The sequence below is a fragment of the Nocardia rhizosphaerihabitans genome (assembly GCF_014646295.1).
GTDB classification, from domain to species: Bacteria; Actinomycetota; Actinomycetes; order Mycobacteriales; family Mycobacteriaceae; genus Nocardia; species Nocardia rhizosphaerihabitans.
Map to the genome: position 1 here is coordinate 451,295 of NZ_BMNE01000001.1, position 20,326 is coordinate 471,620.

At 70.8% G+C, this 20,326-nt stretch carries 12 protein-coding genes; 7 read left to right on the forward strand and 5 right to left on the reverse strand.

Annotated elements, in window-relative coordinates; translation table 11 throughout:
- Positions 1–76 precede the first annotated feature (76 nt).
- Positions 77–1,714 carry a GMC oxidoreductase gene (locus tag IEY60_RS01990; protein ID WP_189023162.1) on the reverse strand — a complete coding sequence of 546 codons (1,638 nt, stop codon included), beginning with the start codon at positions 1,712–1,714 and terminating at the stop codon, positions 77–79.
- 109 nt (positions 1,715–1,823) lie between these two features.
- On the opposite strand from IEY60_RS01990, the gene IEY60_RS01995 reads away from it, so the two are divergent.
- The gene (locus IEY60_RS01995) at positions 1,824–3,107 is read left to right on the forward strand and encodes a cytochrome P450 (RefSeq protein WP_189023164.1); all 1,284 of its coding nucleotides are present in this window, start codon (positions 1,824–1,826) and stop codon (positions 3,105–3,107) included.
- Here the strand turns inward: IEY60_RS01995 and IEY60_RS02000 are convergent.
- A complete protein-coding gene (locus IEY60_RS02000; protein ID WP_189023166.1) occupies positions 3,104–4,030 on the reverse strand; it encodes a DMT family transporter in 927 nt (308 codons plus the stop codon). The genes IEY60_RS01995 and IEY60_RS02000 overlap by 4 nt on opposite strands.
- Positions 4,031–4,300: 270 nt before the next feature.
- On the opposite strand from IEY60_RS02000, the gene IEY60_RS02005 reads away from it, so the two are divergent.
- The 3 genes from IEY60_RS02005 to IEY60_RS35470 all read left to right on the forward strand — a co-directional run bounded on the left by IEY60_RS02005 (position 4,301) and on the right by IEY60_RS35470 (position 8,259).
- Entirely contained in the window at positions 4,301–5,002 is a 702-nt protein-coding gene (locus IEY60_RS02005) for a response regulator (protein WP_189023168.1), read from the forward strand.
- Positions 4,999–6,042: a HAMP domain-containing sensor histidine kinase gene (locus tag IEY60_RS02010; RefSeq protein ID WP_189023170.1), complete on the forward strand. Its 1,044-nt coding sequence runs from the start codon at positions 4,999–5,001 to the stop codon at positions 6,040–6,042. Before IEY60_RS02005 ends, IEY60_RS02010 begins: the two co-directional genes overlap by 4 nt.
- 75 nt (positions 6,043–6,117) lie before the next feature.
- A complete protein-coding gene (locus IEY60_RS35470; protein ID WP_229739482.1) occupies positions 6,118–8,259 on the forward strand; it encodes a DUF4153 domain-containing protein in 2,142 nt (713 codons plus the stop codon).
- A gap of 3 nt (positions 8,260–8,262) precedes the next feature.
- Here the strand turns inward: IEY60_RS35470 and IEY60_RS02020 are convergent, their stop codons facing one another.
- Genes IEY60_RS02020 through recC form a run of 3 tightly spaced genes read right to left on the reverse strand, consistent with a single transcriptional unit; the run spans position 8,263 to position 17,115 of the window.
- A complete protein-coding gene (locus tag IEY60_RS02020) occupies positions 8,263–10,368 on the reverse strand; it encodes an AAA family ATPase (protein ID WP_189023172.1) in 2,106 nt (701 codons plus the stop codon).
- 46 nt (positions 10,369–10,414) lie between these two features.
- Entirely contained in the window at positions 10,415–13,780 is a 3,366-nt protein-coding gene (locus IEY60_RS02025; protein ID WP_189023174.1) for a UvrD-helicase domain-containing protein, read from the reverse strand.
- Positions 13,777–17,115 carry an exodeoxyribonuclease V subunit gamma gene (recC, locus tag IEY60_RS02030; RefSeq protein ID WP_189023176.1) on the reverse strand — a complete coding sequence of 1,113 codons (3,339 nt, stop codon included), beginning with the start codon at positions 17,113–17,115 and terminating at the stop codon, positions 13,777–13,779. Before recC ends, IEY60_RS02025 begins: the two co-directional genes overlap by 4 nt.
- 129 nt (positions 17,116–17,244) lie before the next feature.
- On the opposite strand from recC, the gene IEY60_RS02035 reads away from it, so the two are divergent.
- The 3 genes from IEY60_RS02035 to IEY60_RS02045 all read left to right on the forward strand — a co-directional run bounded on the left by IEY60_RS02035 (position 17,245) and on the right by IEY60_RS02045 (position 20,130).
- Positions 17,245–17,511 carry a hypothetical protein gene (locus tag IEY60_RS02035; RefSeq protein ID WP_229739483.1) on the forward strand — a complete coding sequence of 89 codons (267 nt, stop codon included), beginning with the start codon at positions 17,245–17,247 and terminating at the stop codon, positions 17,509–17,511.
- Between the two features lie 84 nt (positions 17,512–17,595).
- The gene (locus IEY60_RS02040) at positions 17,596–18,492 is read left to right on the forward strand and encodes a serine hydrolase (protein ID WP_189024785.1); all 897 of its coding nucleotides are present in this window, start codon (positions 17,596–17,598) and stop codon (positions 18,490–18,492) included.
- A 204-nt stretch (positions 18,493–18,696) separates the two neighbouring features.
- Entirely contained in the window at positions 18,697–20,130 is a 1,434-nt protein-coding gene (locus tag IEY60_RS02045; protein WP_189023178.1) for an NAD(P)/FAD-dependent oxidoreductase, read from the forward strand.
- The last annotated feature ends 196 nt before the right edge of the window (positions 20,131–20,326 follow it).

A 20,326-nucleotide genomic window follows, 5' to 3' on the forward strand; every position in this document is an offset into this window, starting at 1 on the left:
GCGAAAATTCGATACCCCACTGCAATTACTTCGACGCCTAATTGCCGAGTACATCTGCCACACTCGCGGTCGTCTATTACTCCCCAGAACTAATGATCTGTTCGATATTGCGCTCGGCCAGCGCACAGATCGTCAACGACGGGTTCACCGTTCCGGTGCTACCGGGCACAGCCGCACCGTCCATGACGTACAGGCCACGATAACCGCGCACCCGGCCATATCCGTCGGTCGCGCGACCGATCACCGCGCCACCCAGCGGATGTGAGGTGAACGAGGCGTCCCCACCCGAGGCCGGTTGGCCGATGGGCACGCAGTCGCAGGCCGCGGTTATCGCGCCGTTGACTTCCTGCGCTCGCGCGAGGTAGCCCGCCTGGCCGTTGGGCGGCCACTGCAGGTTCACCCGCCCATCGGCCGGGTTGTAGGCGAACCTGCCTCGGGTGTCGTCGAGCACCATGCCCAGCGATCCGAGCGTGCCGATGTCGAACGGCGGCGCGCCGGGAATGAACCAGCTCTCCAGCGACACCGGTGCGCCCGCCTCGTCCAGAATCCGGCTCGCGGACGGCGCGCCCTGGGTGCCCACCTCGAGCGAGGTCAGGGGCCGCGCCAGGCCGACGTCGCCGTTGGTGCCCCAGCCCTCGCCGATGTGCTCGTTCAGGTTCGGCAGCGCGCCGGTGTCCCGCGCGCGCACCAGCAGCTCGGAGGTGCCGATGGAGCCCGCGCCGAGAAACAGCTTGTCGCAGGTCAGCGTCCGGGTTCGGAGCACCTCGCCGGTCGGTGCCAGTTTGGTCACGCCGACGACATAACGACCCGCCCCTCCCGCTTCCACGGCGATGGCGTCCACCCGGTGGCCGGGGTAGATCCGGGCACGGCCGGTGGCCTCGGCATAGCGCAGGTAGTTCTGGTTGAGATCGAACTTCGCGCCGTTGGAATTGCCGAGGTTCGAACAGCCGACTGTCGCCGACGGCATCGATCGCCCGGCCAGCTCGTCGCGGATGATGTGCCAATTCCACATGCCGTCGGTGCGCTGCGGCGTGTAGCCGGCCGCGCGGACCTGACCGTCCCAGGCCCGCGAGTGCGCGAACGCGATGGAGTGGTAGATGTCGTCCGGTATCGGGCTCGGCCGCAAGGTCTCCCGGACCCTGGGGTAGTAGACATCGTGCATCTCACGGTAGTCGACCACCCCGCCGAACACCTGCTCGAAGAACCGCTGCTCGGGTTCGATCATCACCCCGGTGAACACCACCGAGCCGCCGCCGACACACGCACCGCGCCACACGTCGATGCCCGGGTAACTGGTGACGTCGAGGACCCCGCCGAACGGATCGAGCGCGATGGGCCTCCCGGTCACGGCGGTGAAGGCGGTGCGCTGCCAGAAGCCGCGGCCGTCCGGAAACGTGTCGACGGCGAAGATGTCACGCCACGGATCGTTCGGCCAGCGTGACCCGCGCTCGAGCACGGCGACCTCGGTCCCGGACTGTGCCAGGCGCAGCGCGGTGATCGACGCCCCGAATCCCGAGCCGATGACGATCGCGGGCACATGGTCGGCCGGGTCCGGCAGCGGCGCGAAGATCTCCGGCACCAGTGCGCGGTACACCAACGCATGCGGGCCGAGACCGTAGTCCTGCGCCCACGCCGCGGACGTGCCTGTGGACGTGCCCGTGGTAAGCATTGTCGCTGCCAGGCCGACACCTTTGATGAAACCGCGCCTGTCCATCGTGCCCCTCACCCGAGCTGAAGGCTTGTCGATCCAGGCTAGCCGAGAATTAGCCAACCATGCCTGAGGCGCTCTACCATGGGGAGATCCTGCGTGGGAGGTGACGACGATGTTGACACGCGCATGGTTTCGGTGGCTGGTCGTCCATCGCCTGTCCCGGACGTATCTCCTGATGTCGGCGCGACGCGGCGATCCCCTCGCGCTGATCCTGGCCGGACCGGATCGCGGGCGTGGCGCGCCGCGCTCCATCGAGGAGATCCGGCAGCTGGGCCGGATGCCCACCGTCTCGAAGGTGCGCGTGACCGCGGACCACGAAATATGCAAGCTCATCCTGCGGGACCGTCGCTTCGGCGTGGTCACCCCCAACAATCGGGCCCTGCCGCAGCTGATGCGCTGGGTGATGACCAAGACGGATCTGGAACTCCCCAACCTCGCCGAACCGCCCTCGATGCTGGTGACCGATCCGCCGGAACACACCGTCTACCGCCGCCTGGTCGGGCAGGCCTTCGCGCCGAAGGCGATCACCAAGCTCAGGGAGCGGGTTGTCGAAGTGACCGACGACCTGCTCGACGGCTTGACATCGACGCCGCGACCGGATCTGATCGACGAGTTCTGCGAGCGGTTGCCCATCGCGATCATCGCCGAGCTGCTCGGGTTGCCCGCCGACATGCATTCCACCCTGCTGCGGTGGGGCGACACCGGTGCGCCGCTGCTCGACCGAGGCCTGACCTGGGCCACGTTCCGCCGCGCCGTCGAAGACATGGCCGAGGGGCAGGCGTACTTCGACGAGCAGATCGCCAAGCGCACCGAGGAACCGGGCGACGATGTGCTCAGCACGCTGGTGACGGGTGGCGAGCTCACCCACCGCGAGCAGGTCGCCAACGCGGCCCTGCTGCTGGATGCCGGATTCTTGACGACGGTGAACATGCTCGGCAACGGAATCGCCCTGCTGACAAGACATCCGGACCAGTTGCAGATGCTGCTCGAGCAGCCGGAGCTGTGGCCGGGCGCGGTCGAGGAGATCCTGCGCTACGACGGTCCCATCCGGATCACCGGCCGCATCGCGAGCTCCGACATCGACATCGCCGACCAGCACGTCGAATACGGATCGCTTGTCCTGCTGTTGCTGGCGGGCGCCAACAAGGACCCCACCGTCTTCCCCGATCCCGAACGATTCGACGTGACCAGACCCAATGCCGCCGAACATCTCTCGTTCAGCGGCGGCGTGCACAGCTGCCTGGGATCCAGCCTCGCCCGCCTGGAAGGCACCATCGCACTGCGAGCACTCTTCGAGCGGTACCCCGACCTCCACCTGGACGGCCCACCGATCCCGCGCGGCCTGGTGAACCTGAACAGCTACCGCTCCATGCCCGCCAAACTCCATGCCGCCTAGCGGTCGCCGGCATCGGCGGTCACCGGCTCTCGCGCGGTCGTCGTCGCGGTCAGCACCAGCGCGATCGCGAGGAGGCCTGCGCCGGTCCAGGCCACGGGAGTCAGTCGTTCGCCGAGGACTATGACGGCGAGGACGGTGGCGGTGAGGGGTTCGAGCAGGGTGAGAACGGCGGCGGTGGCCGCGCCCGCGGCAGGGAGTCCGTGGAAGAACAGGGCGTAGGCGACGGCGGTGGGTGCCAGGCCGAGGGCGACGACGGCGAGCAGGGTGGCGGGCGCGGGGGTGATGGTGAGGCCGGTTCCCGCGGCGGGGAGGGTGAGAAGGGCCGCGCCGCCCAGGAATCCGTAGCCGGTGGCGGTGACCGCGTCGAGATCGGGGACGGGGCGGGCGGTGACGATGGTGACGGCGGCGAACGCGGTGGCCGCGATCAGCGACAGCGCCGCGCCCGCGATCAGCCCGGCCGCGCCGGTGGTGGGGACGCCGACCAGGATCGCCAGGCCGGTCACCGCGAGAAAGAGCGTCGCGCCGCGTCGTCGATCCACCGGTCTGCGGCCGGTGACGTGGTCGAACAGAGCCACGACCACGGGTGCCGCGCCGATCGTGACGAGGGTGGCCAGCACCACCGAGGAGGCCGCGATGGCGGCGAAGTAGCACGCCTGGAAGATCGCGGCCAGCGCACCGACGGCGCCGATCCGGTGCCAGGCGGCGCGACCGCGCGGGATACCGCGGTGGACGAGCAGCGAGACCAGGACCAGGATCGCGCCGCCGACACCGAGGCGATAGGCCGCGACCGCGATCGGGGCGAGGCCGGTCCGATCCTGGACCAGAGCGCCGAGCAGGCCACCGGTGCCCCACAGGATCCCGGCGGCGACGAGCGCAAGCAGGCCACCGCAGGCGGGTGCGGACACGGAAAGGGAAACAGACATCAGGGAATTCGCTCCTGCGACAGAGGGGGTGGGGGTCGCGGAAGCGAGGTGCGAACAGTTGCCGTCCAGGCACGGGCCATCGACGCCCGAGCGACTCGCGTACCTACCCGGCGACGGGCGATACGGGCGCTCGGCGCACCTCGCTCAGGAGGCGGGCGGCGGCGTGGAACGGAAGCACTGAGGCACGTCGTCATCGTACACAGCGCGCTGCACACAGAATCTCCACAATTGGCGACGCAACCCTCCACACCCGCTCGCTAGGGTCTGACCATGGAGTTCAGTGGGGGCGGGACAGGACAGCCCGCGCGGCGGATCCTCGTCGTCGACGACGAGGTGACGATCGCCGAGTCGGTCGCGGCGCGGTTGCGGGCCGAGGGGTTCGTGGTCGACCTGGCGCACGACGGTCCGGGTGCGGTGGCTGCGGCTGCCGCGGGGGAACCCGATCTGGTGGTGCTCGATGTGATGCTGCCGGGGTTCGACGGGCTCGAGGTGTGCCGGCGCATCCAGGCCGACCGGCATGTCCCGGTGCTCATGCTCACCGCGCGCACCGACGAGACCGACCAGCTGATCGGGCTGGGTGTCGGCGCCGACGACTACCTCACGAAACCGTTCTCGATGCGGGTGCTGGCCGCCCGGGTGCACGCCCTGCTGCGCCGGGTCGAGCGGGCCGCCGAGCGCGGTGACAGCGCGATCGTCGTCGGTGATCTGCGTATCGACCTCGACGAACGACGTGTCTGGCGCGGCGCCACCGAGGCCAGGCTGACGCCGCTGGAGTTCGATCTGCTCACCCGTCTCGCGCAACGGCCGCGGGCGGTGCTGGCCAGGGAGCGGCTGCTCGAGGACATCTGGGATTGGTCGGACGCGTCGGGCACCCGCGCGGTCGACAGCCACATCAAGGCGTTGCGCCGCAAACTCGGCGCCGATCTGATCCGCACCGTGCACGGCGTCGGCTACGCCTTGGACGCGCGATGAGCGAGCTGGCTACCGAGGCGCCGCGCAGCTTCCTCGATCGGGTCGCCGACCGGATGCCGCGACCGCTGGACCCGCTGCGCTCGATCAAGCTGAAGCTGGCCGTGCTCATGGTCTGTTCCGGTGCGGTCGCGTTCGCCTACTTCTGGTTGCGGATCGGCTGGCTGCCGACGTTCACCACGCTCACCGCCATGATCATCGCGCTGGTCACCTCGCAGTTCCTCGCACATGGCATCACCCGCCCGCTGCGCGAGATGACCGCGGCCGCGCGGCGAATGGCGCACGGCGACTACAGCTTCCGGGTCAGGGCCAGCTCCCGCGACGAGGTGGGCCAGCTGGCTACCGCGTTCAACCAGATGGCGGCGGATCTGGCCGCGGCCGATCGGCAGCGCCGCGACCTCATCGCCAATGTCTCCCACGAATTGCGCACGCCGGTGACGGCGCTGCACGCGGTGCTGGAGAACATCGTCGACGGGATCAGCGAACCCGATCCGGCGACACTGCGCACCGCGCTGGCCCAGACCGAACGGCTCGGCCTGCTCGTGTCCGAACTGCTCGATCTGTCCAGCATCGAGGCGGGCGCGTTCACGCTGGACCGCGAAAACCTGCCGCTCGCACCGCTGTTGGCGGAGGTGATCGCCGAGGCCGAGGTGATGACGGCCGCGCTCGGTCGCGGTGTCCGCTTCACCACCTCGATCGAACCGGCCGACGCCACCGTGCACGCCGACCGCGCTCGGCTGCACCAGGTGCTGTTCAACCTGCTCGACAATGCCGCCAGGCACGGCCCGGCGGGCGGTGAGGTCCGGATCTGGGCGCGCACCGTGCCGGGGGCGACCGTGCTCGAGATCCAGGACGACGGCCCCGGCATCCCGGAAGCCGACCGCGCCACCGTCTTCGACCGTTTCACCCGGGGCGGCCGCACCGACGGCGGCGGCACCGGCCTCGGCCTCGCCATCGCCCGCTGGGTGATCGACCTGCACGGCGGCACCATCGCCGTCGCCGACCCCGGCTCCCGCATCCGCGTCGTCCTGCCCGCCGACTGACCCGACCACATCCAGGCACACCATCCCGGACCTCAGGTCCCGGGACGATCCAGCACACCCACGTGAGGGGACACCATGACCGACAAGCCCGCGACCCCGCGAACACCCGACGGGCCGGAAGCAACCGTCACCGTCGCCGACAAGCCGAGTTCCGGCACGACATCGCCTGCGGGACAAAACAGTACCGACACACCACAGCCATGGACCGCGGGCTGGCAGGCCGCCGCCACGATGTCCCCAGTACGCCCCATGTCACCCCTACCTCCGCCACTACCCCCGGCCCCGCAGCGCTGGCAACGTGTCGCCCGACCTGCGGGGGTCCTCCCGGCTGCCGCCGTGGCCGGAATCGTCGGCGCGACAGTGATTCCGGTCGACCGCCCCGGCATCGGCTGGCTCTTGGCCGGTGGCGTGATCACCGGTGCCCTGTGCGTCGTCGACTACCGCGCCCGCTCCCGCAACACCGACGACGATGCCCCGGCATCCGCCACCGAAACCGCTGAGAGCGGTGCGGTAGAAGCACACTCGACCACTCCACCGATGCCTGCGACAGGTGAGGCCACCGCGGAGGTCCAGGCAGCGGCGCAGGAGCCCGCCGGCAACGCTCAGGCTGCCGCGTCGACATCGGCTGTCGAGGGGTCAGCCGATGTCGAAGCGGACTCTGTCCCGAGCACCGACGAAGGCCACGTGGCAGCGAAACTGCCTGCGAGCGTGGGGGGATCCTCCCGCACGACGGAATCGTCCCGCGAAACGTCCGCAGCTGCAGTGGACGCGACCGACACCGATCGGCCGGCAGTGGTCGACAAGGATTCAGCTGCCGCGGCGCCGGGCAGCTCTTCGCCCGCGGTAGCAGCAGGTCACACCTCGTCGGCAGAAGCCGGGAAGCCTTCGCTTGCAACCCCGCCCGGGGAATCCTCGCGCACAGCACCCGACAACGCATCGGTCCAGAAGCAAGCGCAAGGCGCTGACGACGCCACCGGCCGTGGCAAGGCGCCGAGCGCCGAGCCCATCACCGCTCGTGATCGCCTGTGGTGGACCGTGGCCGCACTCGTGCTGCTCGGGGTCGGCACGGTCCGCGCCGCCGGGTGGCTGTTCGTGCTGTGTGTGCTGGCGGCGTGTGTCGCGGGTTCGCTGGCGGTGCTGGGCCGGCGGACGTCGCGGGGCATCGTGCACGACATGGTGGCGGTGCCGTTCGCCTCGTTCGGTGCTGTGCCGTGGGCGTTTTCGGGGTTGCGGGAGGCGCGGCCCGCGGAGTTGTCGAGTGTGCGGCGGTACGGGGTGTCGGTCGCGGCGACGGTGGCGTTGCTGGTGGTGTTCGTGCCGTTGCTGGGTGGGGCGGATGCGACGTTCGCCGACTTGTTGAGCGGGTTGGTGCCCACCGTGGATGCGGCGACCGCCTGGCAGTGGATTCTGCTGTTCGGCGTGGTCGCTGCGGGTGCGCTCGGTGCGCTGTATCTGCTCGCCGGTCCGCCTGCCGCGGCGGCGGTGTCGCCGCGGCCCGCGCGGTTGTGGTCGCGGAGTGAGTGGGTGCTGCCGGTCGGTGCGCTGACCGTACTGTTCGGGGTGTTCGTCGGTGCGCAGTTCGTCGCGCTGTTCGGTGGTGACGACTACGTGCAGCGGACCGCGGGCCTGACCTACGCCGAGTACGCGCGCAGTGGGTTCTGGCAGTTGTCGGCGGTGAGCATCCTGACGCTGGCGGTGATCCTGGCGGTGCTGCGCTGGTCCTCGCACGAGACGGCCGCCGACCGGCGCTGGCTGCGGATTCTGCTGAGCGCGGTGAGCGTGCTGGCGCTGGTGATCGTCGGGTCGGCGCTCGCGCGGATGTGGACCTATCAGCAGGCGTACGGGTTCACGGTGCTGCGGCTGCTGGTGGAGGTGTGTGAGCTGTGGGTGGGCCTCGTGTATGTCCTCGTGCTGGTCGCGATCACCCGGTTGCGATGGAGCTGGGTGCCACGCGCCGCGGTCGGCACCGCGCTCGGCACGCTCATCGCGCTGGCGGTCCTCAACCCGGAACATCTTGTCGCCGATCGGAATATCGATCGCTGGGAGCACGGCAAACGCCTCGACACCGCCTATCTGAGCGACCTCTCCCCCGATATCATTCCCGCGCTGACGCAGCTGCCCCCCGAGCTCCGCACCGAGATCGAGGACCCCATCCGCGCCGACCTCGACGACGACCACTGGTGGTCCTGGAACTTCTCGCGCAGTTCCGCCCGCTGACCGCTACGACGGCGGGGTGCTCCGGGACAGTCCGCTGGCCCGCAGCACCCGCCGTCCGATGGCGGCGCGAATCGACTCCTCGGTGCCGATGATCCGCACGTGAACCCGCGCGCGGGTGATGGCGGTGTAGAGCAATTCCCTGGTCAGCAGCGTGGATTCGGGCTCGGGCAGCACCACCGAGACGGTGTCGTACTGGCTGCCCTGGCTGCGGTGGATGGTCATCGCGAACACGGTGACCACCGCGGGGAACTGGGTCGGGTGCACCAGGTACGGCTCGCTGCCCCGCTGCAGGGCCGCGCGCAGGGAACCGTCGGGGCGGCGCACGATCACCCCGGTGTCGCCGTTGTAGATGCGGGCTTCGTGGTCGTTGGCGGTGACCAGCAGCGGCTGGCCCGGGTACCAGACCGAGTGCGGCCCTTCCGGTCCCGCGCCACCTGCCGCCGCCCAGTCCGCGGCCATCCGGTCCCAGCGCTCCACACCGAACGGGCCCTGCCGGTGGGCGCAGAGCAGTCGATGCGATTCCAGTGCGGTGAGGGCGCCGACAGCGTCGCCCGCGTTCGCGGCGCCGGTGACGGCGAGGGCCGCGGTGGTCACGTCCGCGCGCACCGCGGCGGTGTCGTCGGGCGCGCACAGCGAGACGTCGTCTCCGCCCGCCCGCAGAATCGCCAGCGCGGCATCTGCGTCACCCGCGCGCACGGCGACGGCCAGGTCCGCGATCCGGCCGCCGAAGCGCCTGCCCCGCGTCAGCCGGACGATGCCGCCGCGCAGGCGGCGCTGCTCCAGTGCGCTGAGCGACTCTGTCTCCGATTGCGCTCCAGACAGATTCGCTGACGCGCCCGTCCAGAGCGACGACTCGTCCTCGCTGGCCGACCCCGCCGCAATCCGGCTTTCCGTCGCGGGCAGACCCGACACCCCAGGCGTCTGGTGTTCCGTCGCGGATGGAGCCGCCGTCCGGTGTTCCGTTGCGGGCGAACCCGCTACCGCCTGTTCGACCGCGTCGGTCCCCGTCGCAGCCTGCGCGCCGAGCGTCGAATCGGACTGAAGCAACTCTCGCAGTGCCGGGTTCGGCGCACCGCCGATCGGCCCGGCGACCAGATCCGCCAGCACCGCGCCGGCGTCGACGGAGGCGAGCTGGTCCGGGTCACCCACCAGCACCAGCCGGGTGTCGGGCCGCAGCGCGGAGAACAGGTGGCTCATCATCGTGAGCGACACCATGGACGTCTCGTCGACCACCACCACGTCGTAGGGCAGCCGATTGTGTTCGTGATGCCGGAACCGCGTGGTGCGTCCGCGCTGCCAGCCGAGCAGGCGGTGCAGGGTGGCGGCGGTCAGCTCGGGCAGTCCGAGCTCGGCGGCCTGCTCGCGCACCGCTTCCTGGAGTCGCGCGGCGGCCTTGCCGGTCGGCGCGGCGAGCGCGATGCGCAGGGCGGGCAGTTTCGGGGTGGCGCGGCGATGCGCGGTGAGCAGGGCGAGGATCCGGGCGATGGTGTGGGTCTTGCCGGTGCCGGGTCCACCCGCGACGACGGTGGTCCAGTGGGTGGCGGCGAGCGCGGCCGCCAGTCGCTGCCGGTCCGGGCCCGCACCGAGGGGGTCGGCGAAGAGCCGATCGAGTTCCGCGCGCACCAGTTCGGTGTCGACCGACGGGTGATCGGCGCTGCGCTCGGTGAGCACCCGCCGCAGCGTCTGTTCCTGCTGGTAGTACCGGTCGAGGTAGAGCAGCGCGCCGCCCTCGGCATCGGCTTCGACGATCCGCAGCGGCCGCAACGGCCCGGCTTGCCCACCACAGATCAGCGGACTGCGACGCAAGGCGGCGAGCACGCGATCGGTGTCCGGCCACGGCAGCGTCGCCGGGTCGATTCCCGTTGCGGTGTCGCGGCTTTCGTCGGCGTCGATGCCGATCTCCCGCATCCGCGCCAGCTCCAGGCACACCGACCCCGACCGCACCGCACGCACAGCCAGCGCCGCCGCGAACAGCACGTCCTCGTCGTCCTCACGACCCATCCGTCCGAGCCGCACCGCGACGTGGACATCGGCTGCGGAGAGCACGCCCGCCTCGTTGAAGACGCGCAGCAGTCCGGTCCCCCGCTGCGCCACTTGGATAGACGTCATCGCGGGCCGTCCTCATGAGCCGCCGTGCACAGCGGTTTCGGCATTGTCATCGCGCACCTCCGGCGAGCAGGTCCGACAGTGCGACGACGAGTTTCGCGGGGGGATGCCAGTCGAAGACGCCGTGGCCGGGCGGGGTGGCCGCGCCGATCATGCCGCGCACGAACAGGTACCGGGCGCCGCCGAGGTGGCGGGCCGGGTCGTAGCCGGGCAGTCGCCACCGCAGGTAGCGGTGCAGCGCCACCGCGTACAGCAGGGCCTGTAGCGGATAGTGGGAGCGGACCATCTCCGTCACCATGTGTTCGCGCCGGTAGTGCTCGACGGTGAGATCGCCGGTCCCGAGCCGGTTCGTCTTGTAGTCGACGATGAGGTAGCGGTGCTCGCCCGTGGCATCGGGTACGCGCAGCACGGCGTCGATGCTGCCGGTGAGGTAGCCGCGCAGGACAGTGTCGGGCAGCGCCGCCAGGTGGTCGGCGTAGCCGGACAGCACGTCGTCGGCGGGCAGGTGGGTCCGGAGCAGGTCGGCGATCGCGTGCATCCCTGCCGACCGGGTGCCGGGGGTGTCACCGCCACCGAGCGGGAGTTCGAATTCGAGCTCGCACAGTCGATCACGGGTCGCGATCGCGGCGAGGGAGCCGAAATCGGCCGGGGTACGCAGGACTTCGAGGAGGGCGGTGGACAGCAGGTCGACGTCGAGTTCGGCCATGGTGTGCTCGACCGCTTCCACGCAGCGGGTGTGGACCTCGGCGGCGAGGTCGGGCGCGGAGGTGTCGACCGTTTCGAGCACGCTGTGCACGAGCGTGCCGAACTCGGCGCCGTAGGGCAGGGCATTCATCAGGGAGGGCGCGCCCGTGCCGCCGGTGGGGGCGTCGACGGGAGCTTCGGCCGGTTCGTCGTCGGGGCCAGGGCCGTCTTCGGGCTCCTCCTCGGTGACGCCTGCGATGTCGTGGGCGCCCGCCGTGAGCGCGGAGTACGAGGTCCGTCGCCACTGCTGGTCGAGTACTCGCGTGAAACCGGCCGCGGCCAGCTCACCGGTCGGCAGTTCGGTGCGGACCCGCCGTGGCGCGACGTCCTCGGGACGGTCGACGGCGGTCACCGAGATCACCTCGGACGCGGGTGCGGCCCACTCCGAAATCCGTTGCACCGCTGCGGCATCCGCAGGAATCTCCGCCCGCCGCGGCACCTGCGCCGACCCCGGCCGTCTCCCGAGGATCATCCGGTGCAGCGGCGCGGCGCCGGTGGTGACCGCGGGCGCCCACCAGGCGACGACCTGGCACATGGCGCGGGTCAGCGCGACATACAGCAGGCGCAGCTCCTCCCCCGATTCCTCGGCCTCACAGCGCATTTGGCGTTCGCTGTAGCCGGGCGCCTCCTTGCCCCCGATATCGAGGACGCGGGTGCCGTTGTCGTCGTGGAACAGCAGCGTCGCGGGGTAGGGGTTCTTGGCGCTGTCCCACGCGAAAGGCAGGTAGACGATGGGGAATTCGAGGCCCTTGCTGGCGTGCACGGTCGCGATCTGCACCGCCGCGGCGTCCCGGTCCAGGCGCCTGCTGCGGCCGCTGATGCTGCCCGCCTCCGGGTCGCGCACCCGGTCGGCGAGCCAGCGGGTCAGCGCGGTCAGGCCGAGCCCGTCGGCGAGGGCGACCTCGTCGAGCAGCTGGGCGAGATGGCGCAGGTCGGTCAGTTCGCGTTCGCCGTTGTCCACCGCGAGCAGGCGCGGCGCGAGATCGGTTTCGGTGGCGAGCTTGTCGAAGACCGCGGCGAATCCCGCGCGGCCGAACAGCCGGGCCGCCTCCCGCAGCTGGGTGGACACCCGGCCGACGAGATCGGCTCCGCCGGAGTCGATCTCGGCCACGGTCACGCCCAGGATCGGCGTGCACGCGGCCAGCCGCACCCGGTCGCCGCGATGCGGCTGCTCCAGCGCCCGCAGCACCCACAGCCAGTCGGTAGCGGCCACCGTCGCGAAAACGCTGGTGCCACCGGCCAGGACGGAGGCGACACCGACCCGGTCCAAGGCGGCCCGCACCACGTCGATCTGGGTGCGGGTACGCACCAGGACCGCGATATCGCCGGGCCCGATCGGCCTGCGAACCCGTCCGTCGCCGACCTCGGTGAGCGAATGATCCGCGCCCCGTTCGGGTTTGGCCTCGATCATCGCCCCGGACTCGAGCAACGTCACGATGTCGGCGGCCAGGTCGTCGGCCACCTTGGCCCGCTGCCTGCCGACCGAGGGAAACCCCGACCGGTTGCGTGGCCCTGCCCCGGTGCGTGGCAGCACCCGCAGCCGCAGCGGCGTGATCACCTCGGGGTCGCCGTGCAGGCGGGTCGCGGGCCGGGTCGGCGTGACGGGGTAGACGCTGATCTCGGGGTGGCCCAATTCCGCACCGCCGCACAGATGGTCGACGGCGCGCAGCAGGCCCGCGTCGCTGCGCCAGTTGCGGGTGAGTTCGCTACGCTGCTCGGCGAGGGCGACGGCGTCGAGATAGCTGAGGACCTCCGCACCGCGGAAGGCGTAGATGGCCTGTTTCGGGTCACCGACCAGGACGAGGGTGGCATGGCCGTGGAAGGCAAGGCGCAGGATGTCCCACTGCAGCGGGTCGGTGTCCTGGAACTCGTCGACCAGCGCCACCCGGTACCGCTGCCGGATCCGCGCGCAGGCCCGCGGACCGTGCTCCGGGTCGGCGAGGACCTCGTGCAGCAGGACCAGCAGATCGTCGAAATCACGCAGTCCCGCACGGCGTTTGCGGCGTTCGGTTTCGGCGCGGACCGCCGTTGCGAAGGCGACCCGCTCACCGGCCGCGCCGTCGGTGCGTGGCGCGAGGTCGGCGTGCCGGTCGTGCACGGCGGCCAGGGCGAGGGTGTGCGCGTCACGGAGGGTGAACGGCGCCCGGTCGCGGGCGTAACGCGCCAGGTAGAGGTCGTCGGCGACGGTGGCGACGAGTTCGTCGACCGATTCCACCAGCCGGGCGCCCGGATCGTGCTCGCCCGCCAGGCCGAGTTCGTCGAGCATGCGCTGGCAGAACGAGTGCGTGGTAGCGATGGTGCCCGCGTCGAAATCGGCGAGGGCGGTGAGCAACCGGTGCCTGCGCAGCCGCAGCGTCGCGGGGTCGGTGTCGGCCAGTGCGCGCACCAGCTCGTCCGGGTGGGCCCGCGCGATGTCCTGGTCGGCCAGGGCGGCGGCGACGGTGACGAAGCGGTCCCGTGTCCGTTCGCGCAGTTCCTGGGTGGCGGCGCGGCTGAAGGTCACCAGCAGCAGTTCGGTGATGCCGATCCCCGCCTCGGCGACATAGCGGACGGCGAGACCGACGATGGCGTGCGTCTTGCCCGTGCCCGCGCTGGCCTCGAGCACGGTGGTGCCCTCGGGCAGCGCGCCCGCGGCGTCGAAGGCGGCGGGCGCCGACATCGTCCCGGTCATGGCTGTCCCTGACTCTCGGCGGCGAGCAGCGGCGCCCACCAGCGGCGCGCGACCGCGCCGAAGCGGGTGCTCTCCGCCTCGCCCGCCCGCGCGGATTCGGCGGCGAGCTGGGCGAATCGGGGTGCGCGGCCCCACACGTAGCGCAGGTAGCGGTCGGTGTGGTCGCCGAATTTGTCGGGGCCGTTGGGTCCGCCGTCGAAGGCGTGTTCGGCGGCGAGCAGGGCATCGGCGACGCTGTCGCCGCGGAAACGGCGCTCGGCGTAGGCGGCGGTGGCGGCGGGCGCGACCGGCAGCGGTTCACACAGCCCCTCGTCGCGCAGGCGGACCAGGTCGCGCAGGACGGCCAGCGCGGCGGGAGCCTCCGGCGCCACGATCACCGAGCGGGCGACCGGCCTGCTGCGGAACTGGCCGCGGCCGGTGCTGATCGCCCGCCACGACCTGTCCTCGGTCGCGGCGAGCGCGAGCAGCGAAACCCACGCCGCCAGACGGTGTTTGGGCGCCAGCCGGGAGTAGGTGGTGCGCACCAGCGTCTCACCACGTACTTCGGGGACGGTGCCGGCGAGAGTGCGGCCGTTGCCGAGATCGATCGCGATGTCGACGGCGCGCGGGGATGCTTCGTAGTCGGGCAGTGCCGTGCGAACGAGCGTGTCGACGGTGCCTTCGACCTCGTCGAGGACCGCGGCACCGAAACCGAACGGCGGCAACGTGCCTCGTCGCCATTCGGCGGCACGCAGGCCGGCGGGGTCGGCGCCGGTGAGTCGCGCCGTCAGCATCCGTTCGCCCAGATCCCATTTCGCCAGGCCGTCGAGTTCGATCGGCAGCTGATCGGCGATGTCCTCGGCTTCCTCGGGCACCCGCAGCCCGAGCCGCTGCCACAGGAACGCGCGCACCGGGTGTTCGGCGAACGCGATGAGTTCCGCCAATGCGACATCCGCGAGCGGGGCGGGCGGCAGCGGCGCGGTCAGCAGCGGCGGACGCGGCTGGGACGGGCGCGCGGCGGCCCTGGCACCGGCCAGGGCGACGGTGTCGAAACTGCGCGGACGGTCCGGGGCGAAGTTGCGACGATCGAAGGACTGCAAGGGGTGCCGGACATGGACCGCGTCCATCGCCGCCCGGCCCACATGGGCGGTGAGAACGTCGAGCAGCTCGGCCACCGGCACCGCGGGTGGACGGGCGGCGCCGGTCACCGGGTCGGCACCGGTGTGCAGGATCAGCAGCTTCTCCCCTGCCGCCATGATCGCGTCGAGCAGCAGCTGGCGGTCCTCGCTGCGGGCATCGCGCTCGCCGACCAGCGGATCGCGGGCCAGCAGGTCGTCGCCGTCGACGGTGCCGGGGCGAGGGAAGACGTCGTCGTCGAGACCGAGCAGGAACACGACCTTGTGCGGCACCGACCGCATCGGGACCAGCGTGCACACGGTGAGTTCGCCGGTGCGGAAATTGGCGCGGCCCGGCCCGCCCGCCAGGCGCCCGGTCAGCAGCACCGCGACATCGGCCAGCCGCAGCGGTGTGGCACCGGCGTGCTCGGTGGCGGCGACGATCTCGCGGCGCGCCTCGGTCCGGATCCAGGAGTGCGCGTCCGGCACGTCGGTGAGCAGGTCGACCGCGCGCAGCAGCACCGCCGTCCATTCCGCGGCAGGCCGCGGGCCGCGCAGATCGCGCAGGCAGACGGCGAGCCGGTCGACGAATTCGGCGAACCGGCCCGCCAGGTCGACATCGTTGGAGTCGACGTCGTCGAGCGGCAAGGCCAGATCCAGCCAGTCGTCACCGGACTCGTCGGCGGTGACGCCGAGCAGGATCCGGTCGACGGCGGCATTGAGGGTGTTCTGCGCGAAATCGGCGAGGCCGAACGCCTCGCGCTGCCGCTGCCCGATCCCCCAGCGGGCGCCCGACTCGGCCGCCCACTCGCGCAGTCGCTCGATATCGTCGTCGTCGAACCCACAGCGGCGGCGCACGGTCTCGCTCGCCGCCAGGTCCAGCACCTGCGTCACAGTGACGCGTCCGTCGGCCAGCTCCAGCAGCTCGATGACCACGGCCAGCATCGGGTTGGTGACCGCCCGCCCGCGATCGGCGAGCCGGACCCGCAGCTGGTGCGCCGGATGCTCGCCTTCGACGGGCAGATCCACCGCGCCTGCCCCGCGATGCCCGAAGGCCGCGCGCACCAGCGGGGCGTAGGCCTCGACGTCCGGGCACATGATCAGCACGTCACGCGGTTGGAGCGTGGGGTCGGCCGAGAAGGTGGTCAGGAGCAGGTCGCGCAAGACCTCCACCTGCCGGGCGGGTCCGTGACAGGCGTGCACCTCGACGGTGCCGTCCGGCAGCACGCCCGCGCCCGGAACCCGGTCGTCGCGGACAGCGGTCTGCACGGCGCCGAGCAGGGTGATCGCCGCAGGCTCGGCGGGGAGGTGACTCTCGTTGTGCAGCAACGGGTTCAGACGCTGTTGCAGTTCGCGAACGTCTCTGGCCAGCCCGGACAGGAGGGGGTGGTGCACCAGATCGACGGTGTGATCGGCCGATCGCGGGGCCACGCCGCCGCGCTGCGGCGTTCCCATCGCCTCAGCCAGCGCCGTCCACATCGCGGGGCTCGGATGCGCGAGCCACAGGTGGACCTCGCGATGTTCGGCCAGGGCGGTCAGCACGGCGAGCTGATCGGCGGGCAGCCGGGTGAGACCGAACAGGGACAGGCGTTCGGGAAGATCGACGGAACCAGGTTCGGCCCGCAGCCGGGCGCACGCGACCGCCAGGCGTTCGGCCGGGCTCGGCGAGCCGACGGCCGTGCGCAACGCCCGCCAGAGCAGGGGTTGCCAAGCCAGATCGTCGGGCACGGTCCCGCCCGCGCCGTCGGTATCGGCGCCCGCCGCCCAGTCGAGGAGCAGTTGCGGTCGCTGCGCGGCGTAGGAGTCGAACAGTGTCGCGAGGTGCGCGGCGGTGGCGTAGCGCCTGCCCACCCGATGCCCGGCACCCGGCAGGCCGAGATGACGCGCCAGAACAGCCGCCCACGGCTGGTCCGCGACCTCGTCGATCACCCGGAGCAAGGTCCACACCAGCCGCTGCCCGGCCCACGGATCGTCGGCGGGCGCGATCCCGCTCGCCGCGGCCAGCACCTCGGCTACCAGCGCCGTCGGCGCGGGAAACGCGATATTGGCGGCCACACCGTCACCCGTGCCCGCCACCCCGAGCACACCCGACAGCCGCTGCGCCAGCCAGCGCTCCACGCCCTTGGCGGGCACCGCGACCACCTCGGTGGTGAACGGGTCGGCCGGAACGGCGCCGAGCACACCCGCCAGTCCGTCGGCCAGCGCGTCGGCGCGTTCGGCGCGATGGAGGTGCAACGGCATCCGTTGTTTATACGCCCAGCGACCGACCCGCAATCGTGCGGCCCCGCCGTCGCCACCGACCAGGGCAAGTGAAATAGGCCACACCGCAAGGCGTTACCGGCCGCGCCTGCGCTACCAGGAAAACCGACCGTGGGATCGTTGTCGTTCGGGTGGGACAGTTCGGCCGCAGGCGAAAGGCTGGTCCGGTTCATGATCGCGCAGGTGATTCCTCTGGTTCCCGATGGCGGTTTCATCGTCCGCCGCGCAGGCGCCCGCTGGGAGCTGATCAATTCCCGGCGCTACGGGCCGGAGCAGGTAGTGCACTCCTGGCCGCTCGATCAGCACGGCGAAGCGTTCGAACACTGCCATCGGCTCAACGGGTGCGCGATCGCGACACCGCACGCCGCCCATCACTGAGCGGAAAACCCGTGCGGCGCAACGGTGCTGTCACAACATCGCGGATTTCTTCGCAAATAGTGCGCTCGGGCGCCGGGTGTGCGAGTGTGGTCCCTCGTGCGTGACCGTTCCCCCTCCACCCGCGTCGTATCCCGGGTCGCAGCAACCGCCTGTCTCCTCGCCGCCGCGGCCGTCCTCACACCGGGCCTCCCCGTCCTGACCGCTCCGGCGCACGCCGCGCCGCCCGCGCTGACCCAGGTGTCGCTACCCGGCTTCGACAACGACATGAGTTCGCGGATCGCGCGGGTGAACGCCTACCTGGCCGGGCGCCCCGGCGTCGTCGGCTACGTGCTGCGCGACCGCCAGACCGGCGGGATCTACGCCAACGAGCACGCCGAGAACCAGGTGTGGACCGCGTCGACGATCAAGCTCGCCATCGCCGCCGACCTGCTCAACCGGGCCAGGGCCGGCGCCATCGGCCTGTCCCCCGAGGACCGCACCAATATCGAGTCGATGCTGGCCACCTCCAACGATGCCGCCACCAACGTGCTGTGGAACAAGTACATCGGCCTCGACCGGATGGCCTACAACAACGCGTTCCGCGCCTACGGCATGGTCAGCCTGATCCCGCAGCCGACCATGTCCGCGATGTTCCCCGACTGGTCGTTCCAGAAGTGCACCGCCGCCGACCTCGACCGGCTGATGAACACCATCCTCGACACCATGCACCCCGACGATCTGGCCTACCTGCTCGACCGGATGCGGTCGGTCGACTCCAACCAGCACTGGGGCGTGTGGGGCGCGGGCTCGCGGATGCGTCCCGGTCTGAAGAACGGCTGGTCGGCCGAGGCCGACGGCTGGGTGGTCAACTCGGTCGGCGTCGCGGGCAACGGTGAGCGCTACACCCTCGCCATCATGAACGCACTCGGCGCCGAGGGCGGCTACACCGAAGGGGCCGAGACGGACACCAAGGTGGCCGAGCTTCTGCTTGCCGGTCGCTGACCCTCCCCGTCCCGTATTCTCGATCTTGTCAGCCGGTCCGGGCGCCCTGGTGGATCTCACCGCGGCGCCCGGCGCCCGGTGAAAGAACGCACCACAGCAAGATCGGAACCGGGATCTCGTGGCGACGTCGCATCCGGAGCCGACTACGGTTAACCCTGTCACCACCATTGCGGGGCCCACCCCAGTCTGTCGAGGAGCAGGACGATGAGCACTCAGTCTGTCGGGAACCAGCGACACCGTGTGGTGGTGATCGGTTCCGGGTTCGGCGGTTTGTTCGGCACCAGGCACCTGCGCAAGGCCGATGTCGACATCACCCTGATCTCCAAGACCTCCACCCACCTGTTCCAGCCGCTGCTGTACCAGGTGGCCACCGGCATCCTCTCGACCGGCGAGATCGCGCCCGCTACCCGGCTGGTGCTGCGCAAGCAGAAGAACGCGCAAGTTCTGCTCGGTGACGTGCACGATATCGACCTGGTCAACAACACGGTCACCTCGCGACTACTCAACCGCGACACCGTGACTCCCTTCGACAGCCTCATCGTCGCCACCGGCGCGCAGCAGTCGTACTTCGGCAACGACCACTTCGCCACCTTCGCGCCCGGCATGAAGACCATCGACGACGCGCTCGAACTGCGCGCCCGCATCCTCGGCTCCTTCGAGCAGGCCGAGCTGGCGACCACCCAGGCAGAGCGCGACCGGCTGATGACGTTCATCGTCGTCGGTGCCGGCCCCACCGGTGTCGAACTCGCGGGCCAGATCGCCGAACTCGCCGACCGCACGCTCGACGGCACTTTCCGCACCATCGACCCGCGCGACGCGCGCGTCATCCTGCTCGAGGGCGCCGGCGCGGTGCTCGGCCCGATGGGGCCGAAGCTGGGCGCCAAGGCCGCCAAGCGGCTCGAGAAGATGGGCGTGGAGATCCAGCTCAACGCCATGGTGACCGATGTCGACGCGCACGGTGTCGTCGTCAAGGACGCCGACGGCAGCACCCGCCGGATCGAAGCCACCTGCAAGGTGTGGTCGGCCGGTGTGCAGGCCAGCCCGCTGGGCAAGATGATCGCCGAGCGTTCCGACGGCACCGAAGTCGACCGGGCCGGTCGCGTGATCGTGGAACCGGACCTCACCGTCAAGGGTCATCCGAACGTCTTCGTCGTCGGCGACCTCATGTCGGTGCCGGGTGTGCCGGGTCAGGCGCAGGGCGCGATCCAGGGCTCGACGTATGCGGCCAAGGCCATCAAGGCCGGGCTCAAGGGACAGACCCCCGAGCAGCGGGCGCCGTTCAAGTACTTCAACAAGGGCTCGATGGCGACGATCTCGCGCTTCGACGCCGTCTGCCAGATCGGCAAGATCGAGTTCAGCGGTTTCCTCGCCTGGCTGGCCTGGCTGGCGCTGCACCTCTACTACCTGGTGGGATACCGCAGCCGGATCGTCACCGTGATCGGCTGGTTCGTCTCGTTCCTCGGCCGCAACCGCGGTCAGATGGCCGCCACCGAGCAGTGGGTCTTCGCCCGGCTGGCGATCGAGGAGGTCCAGTCCGACCAGGCCGACGCCGACGAACTCGCGGCGGCGCTCGGCGCGCCGCCCGGCAACAACAGCAAGCCGGCGCGGGTGCGCGAGCAGCAGCGCGAAGTCGGCTAGTCCACGCCTCAGGAAGGCCGGGTGGTTCCCCGAACCGCCCGGCCTTCGTCGTTCCGGTTGCCTTCGCGCACACCGGCATTCCGGGGTGCCATCGTTTCGCACCCATCCGAGTCCGGCACCGGTCCGAATGTCGGAGGTCATATGTGAGACCAATCCCCAGGATGAAAGGTGATCTATGGCGACGGGGAAACACAGG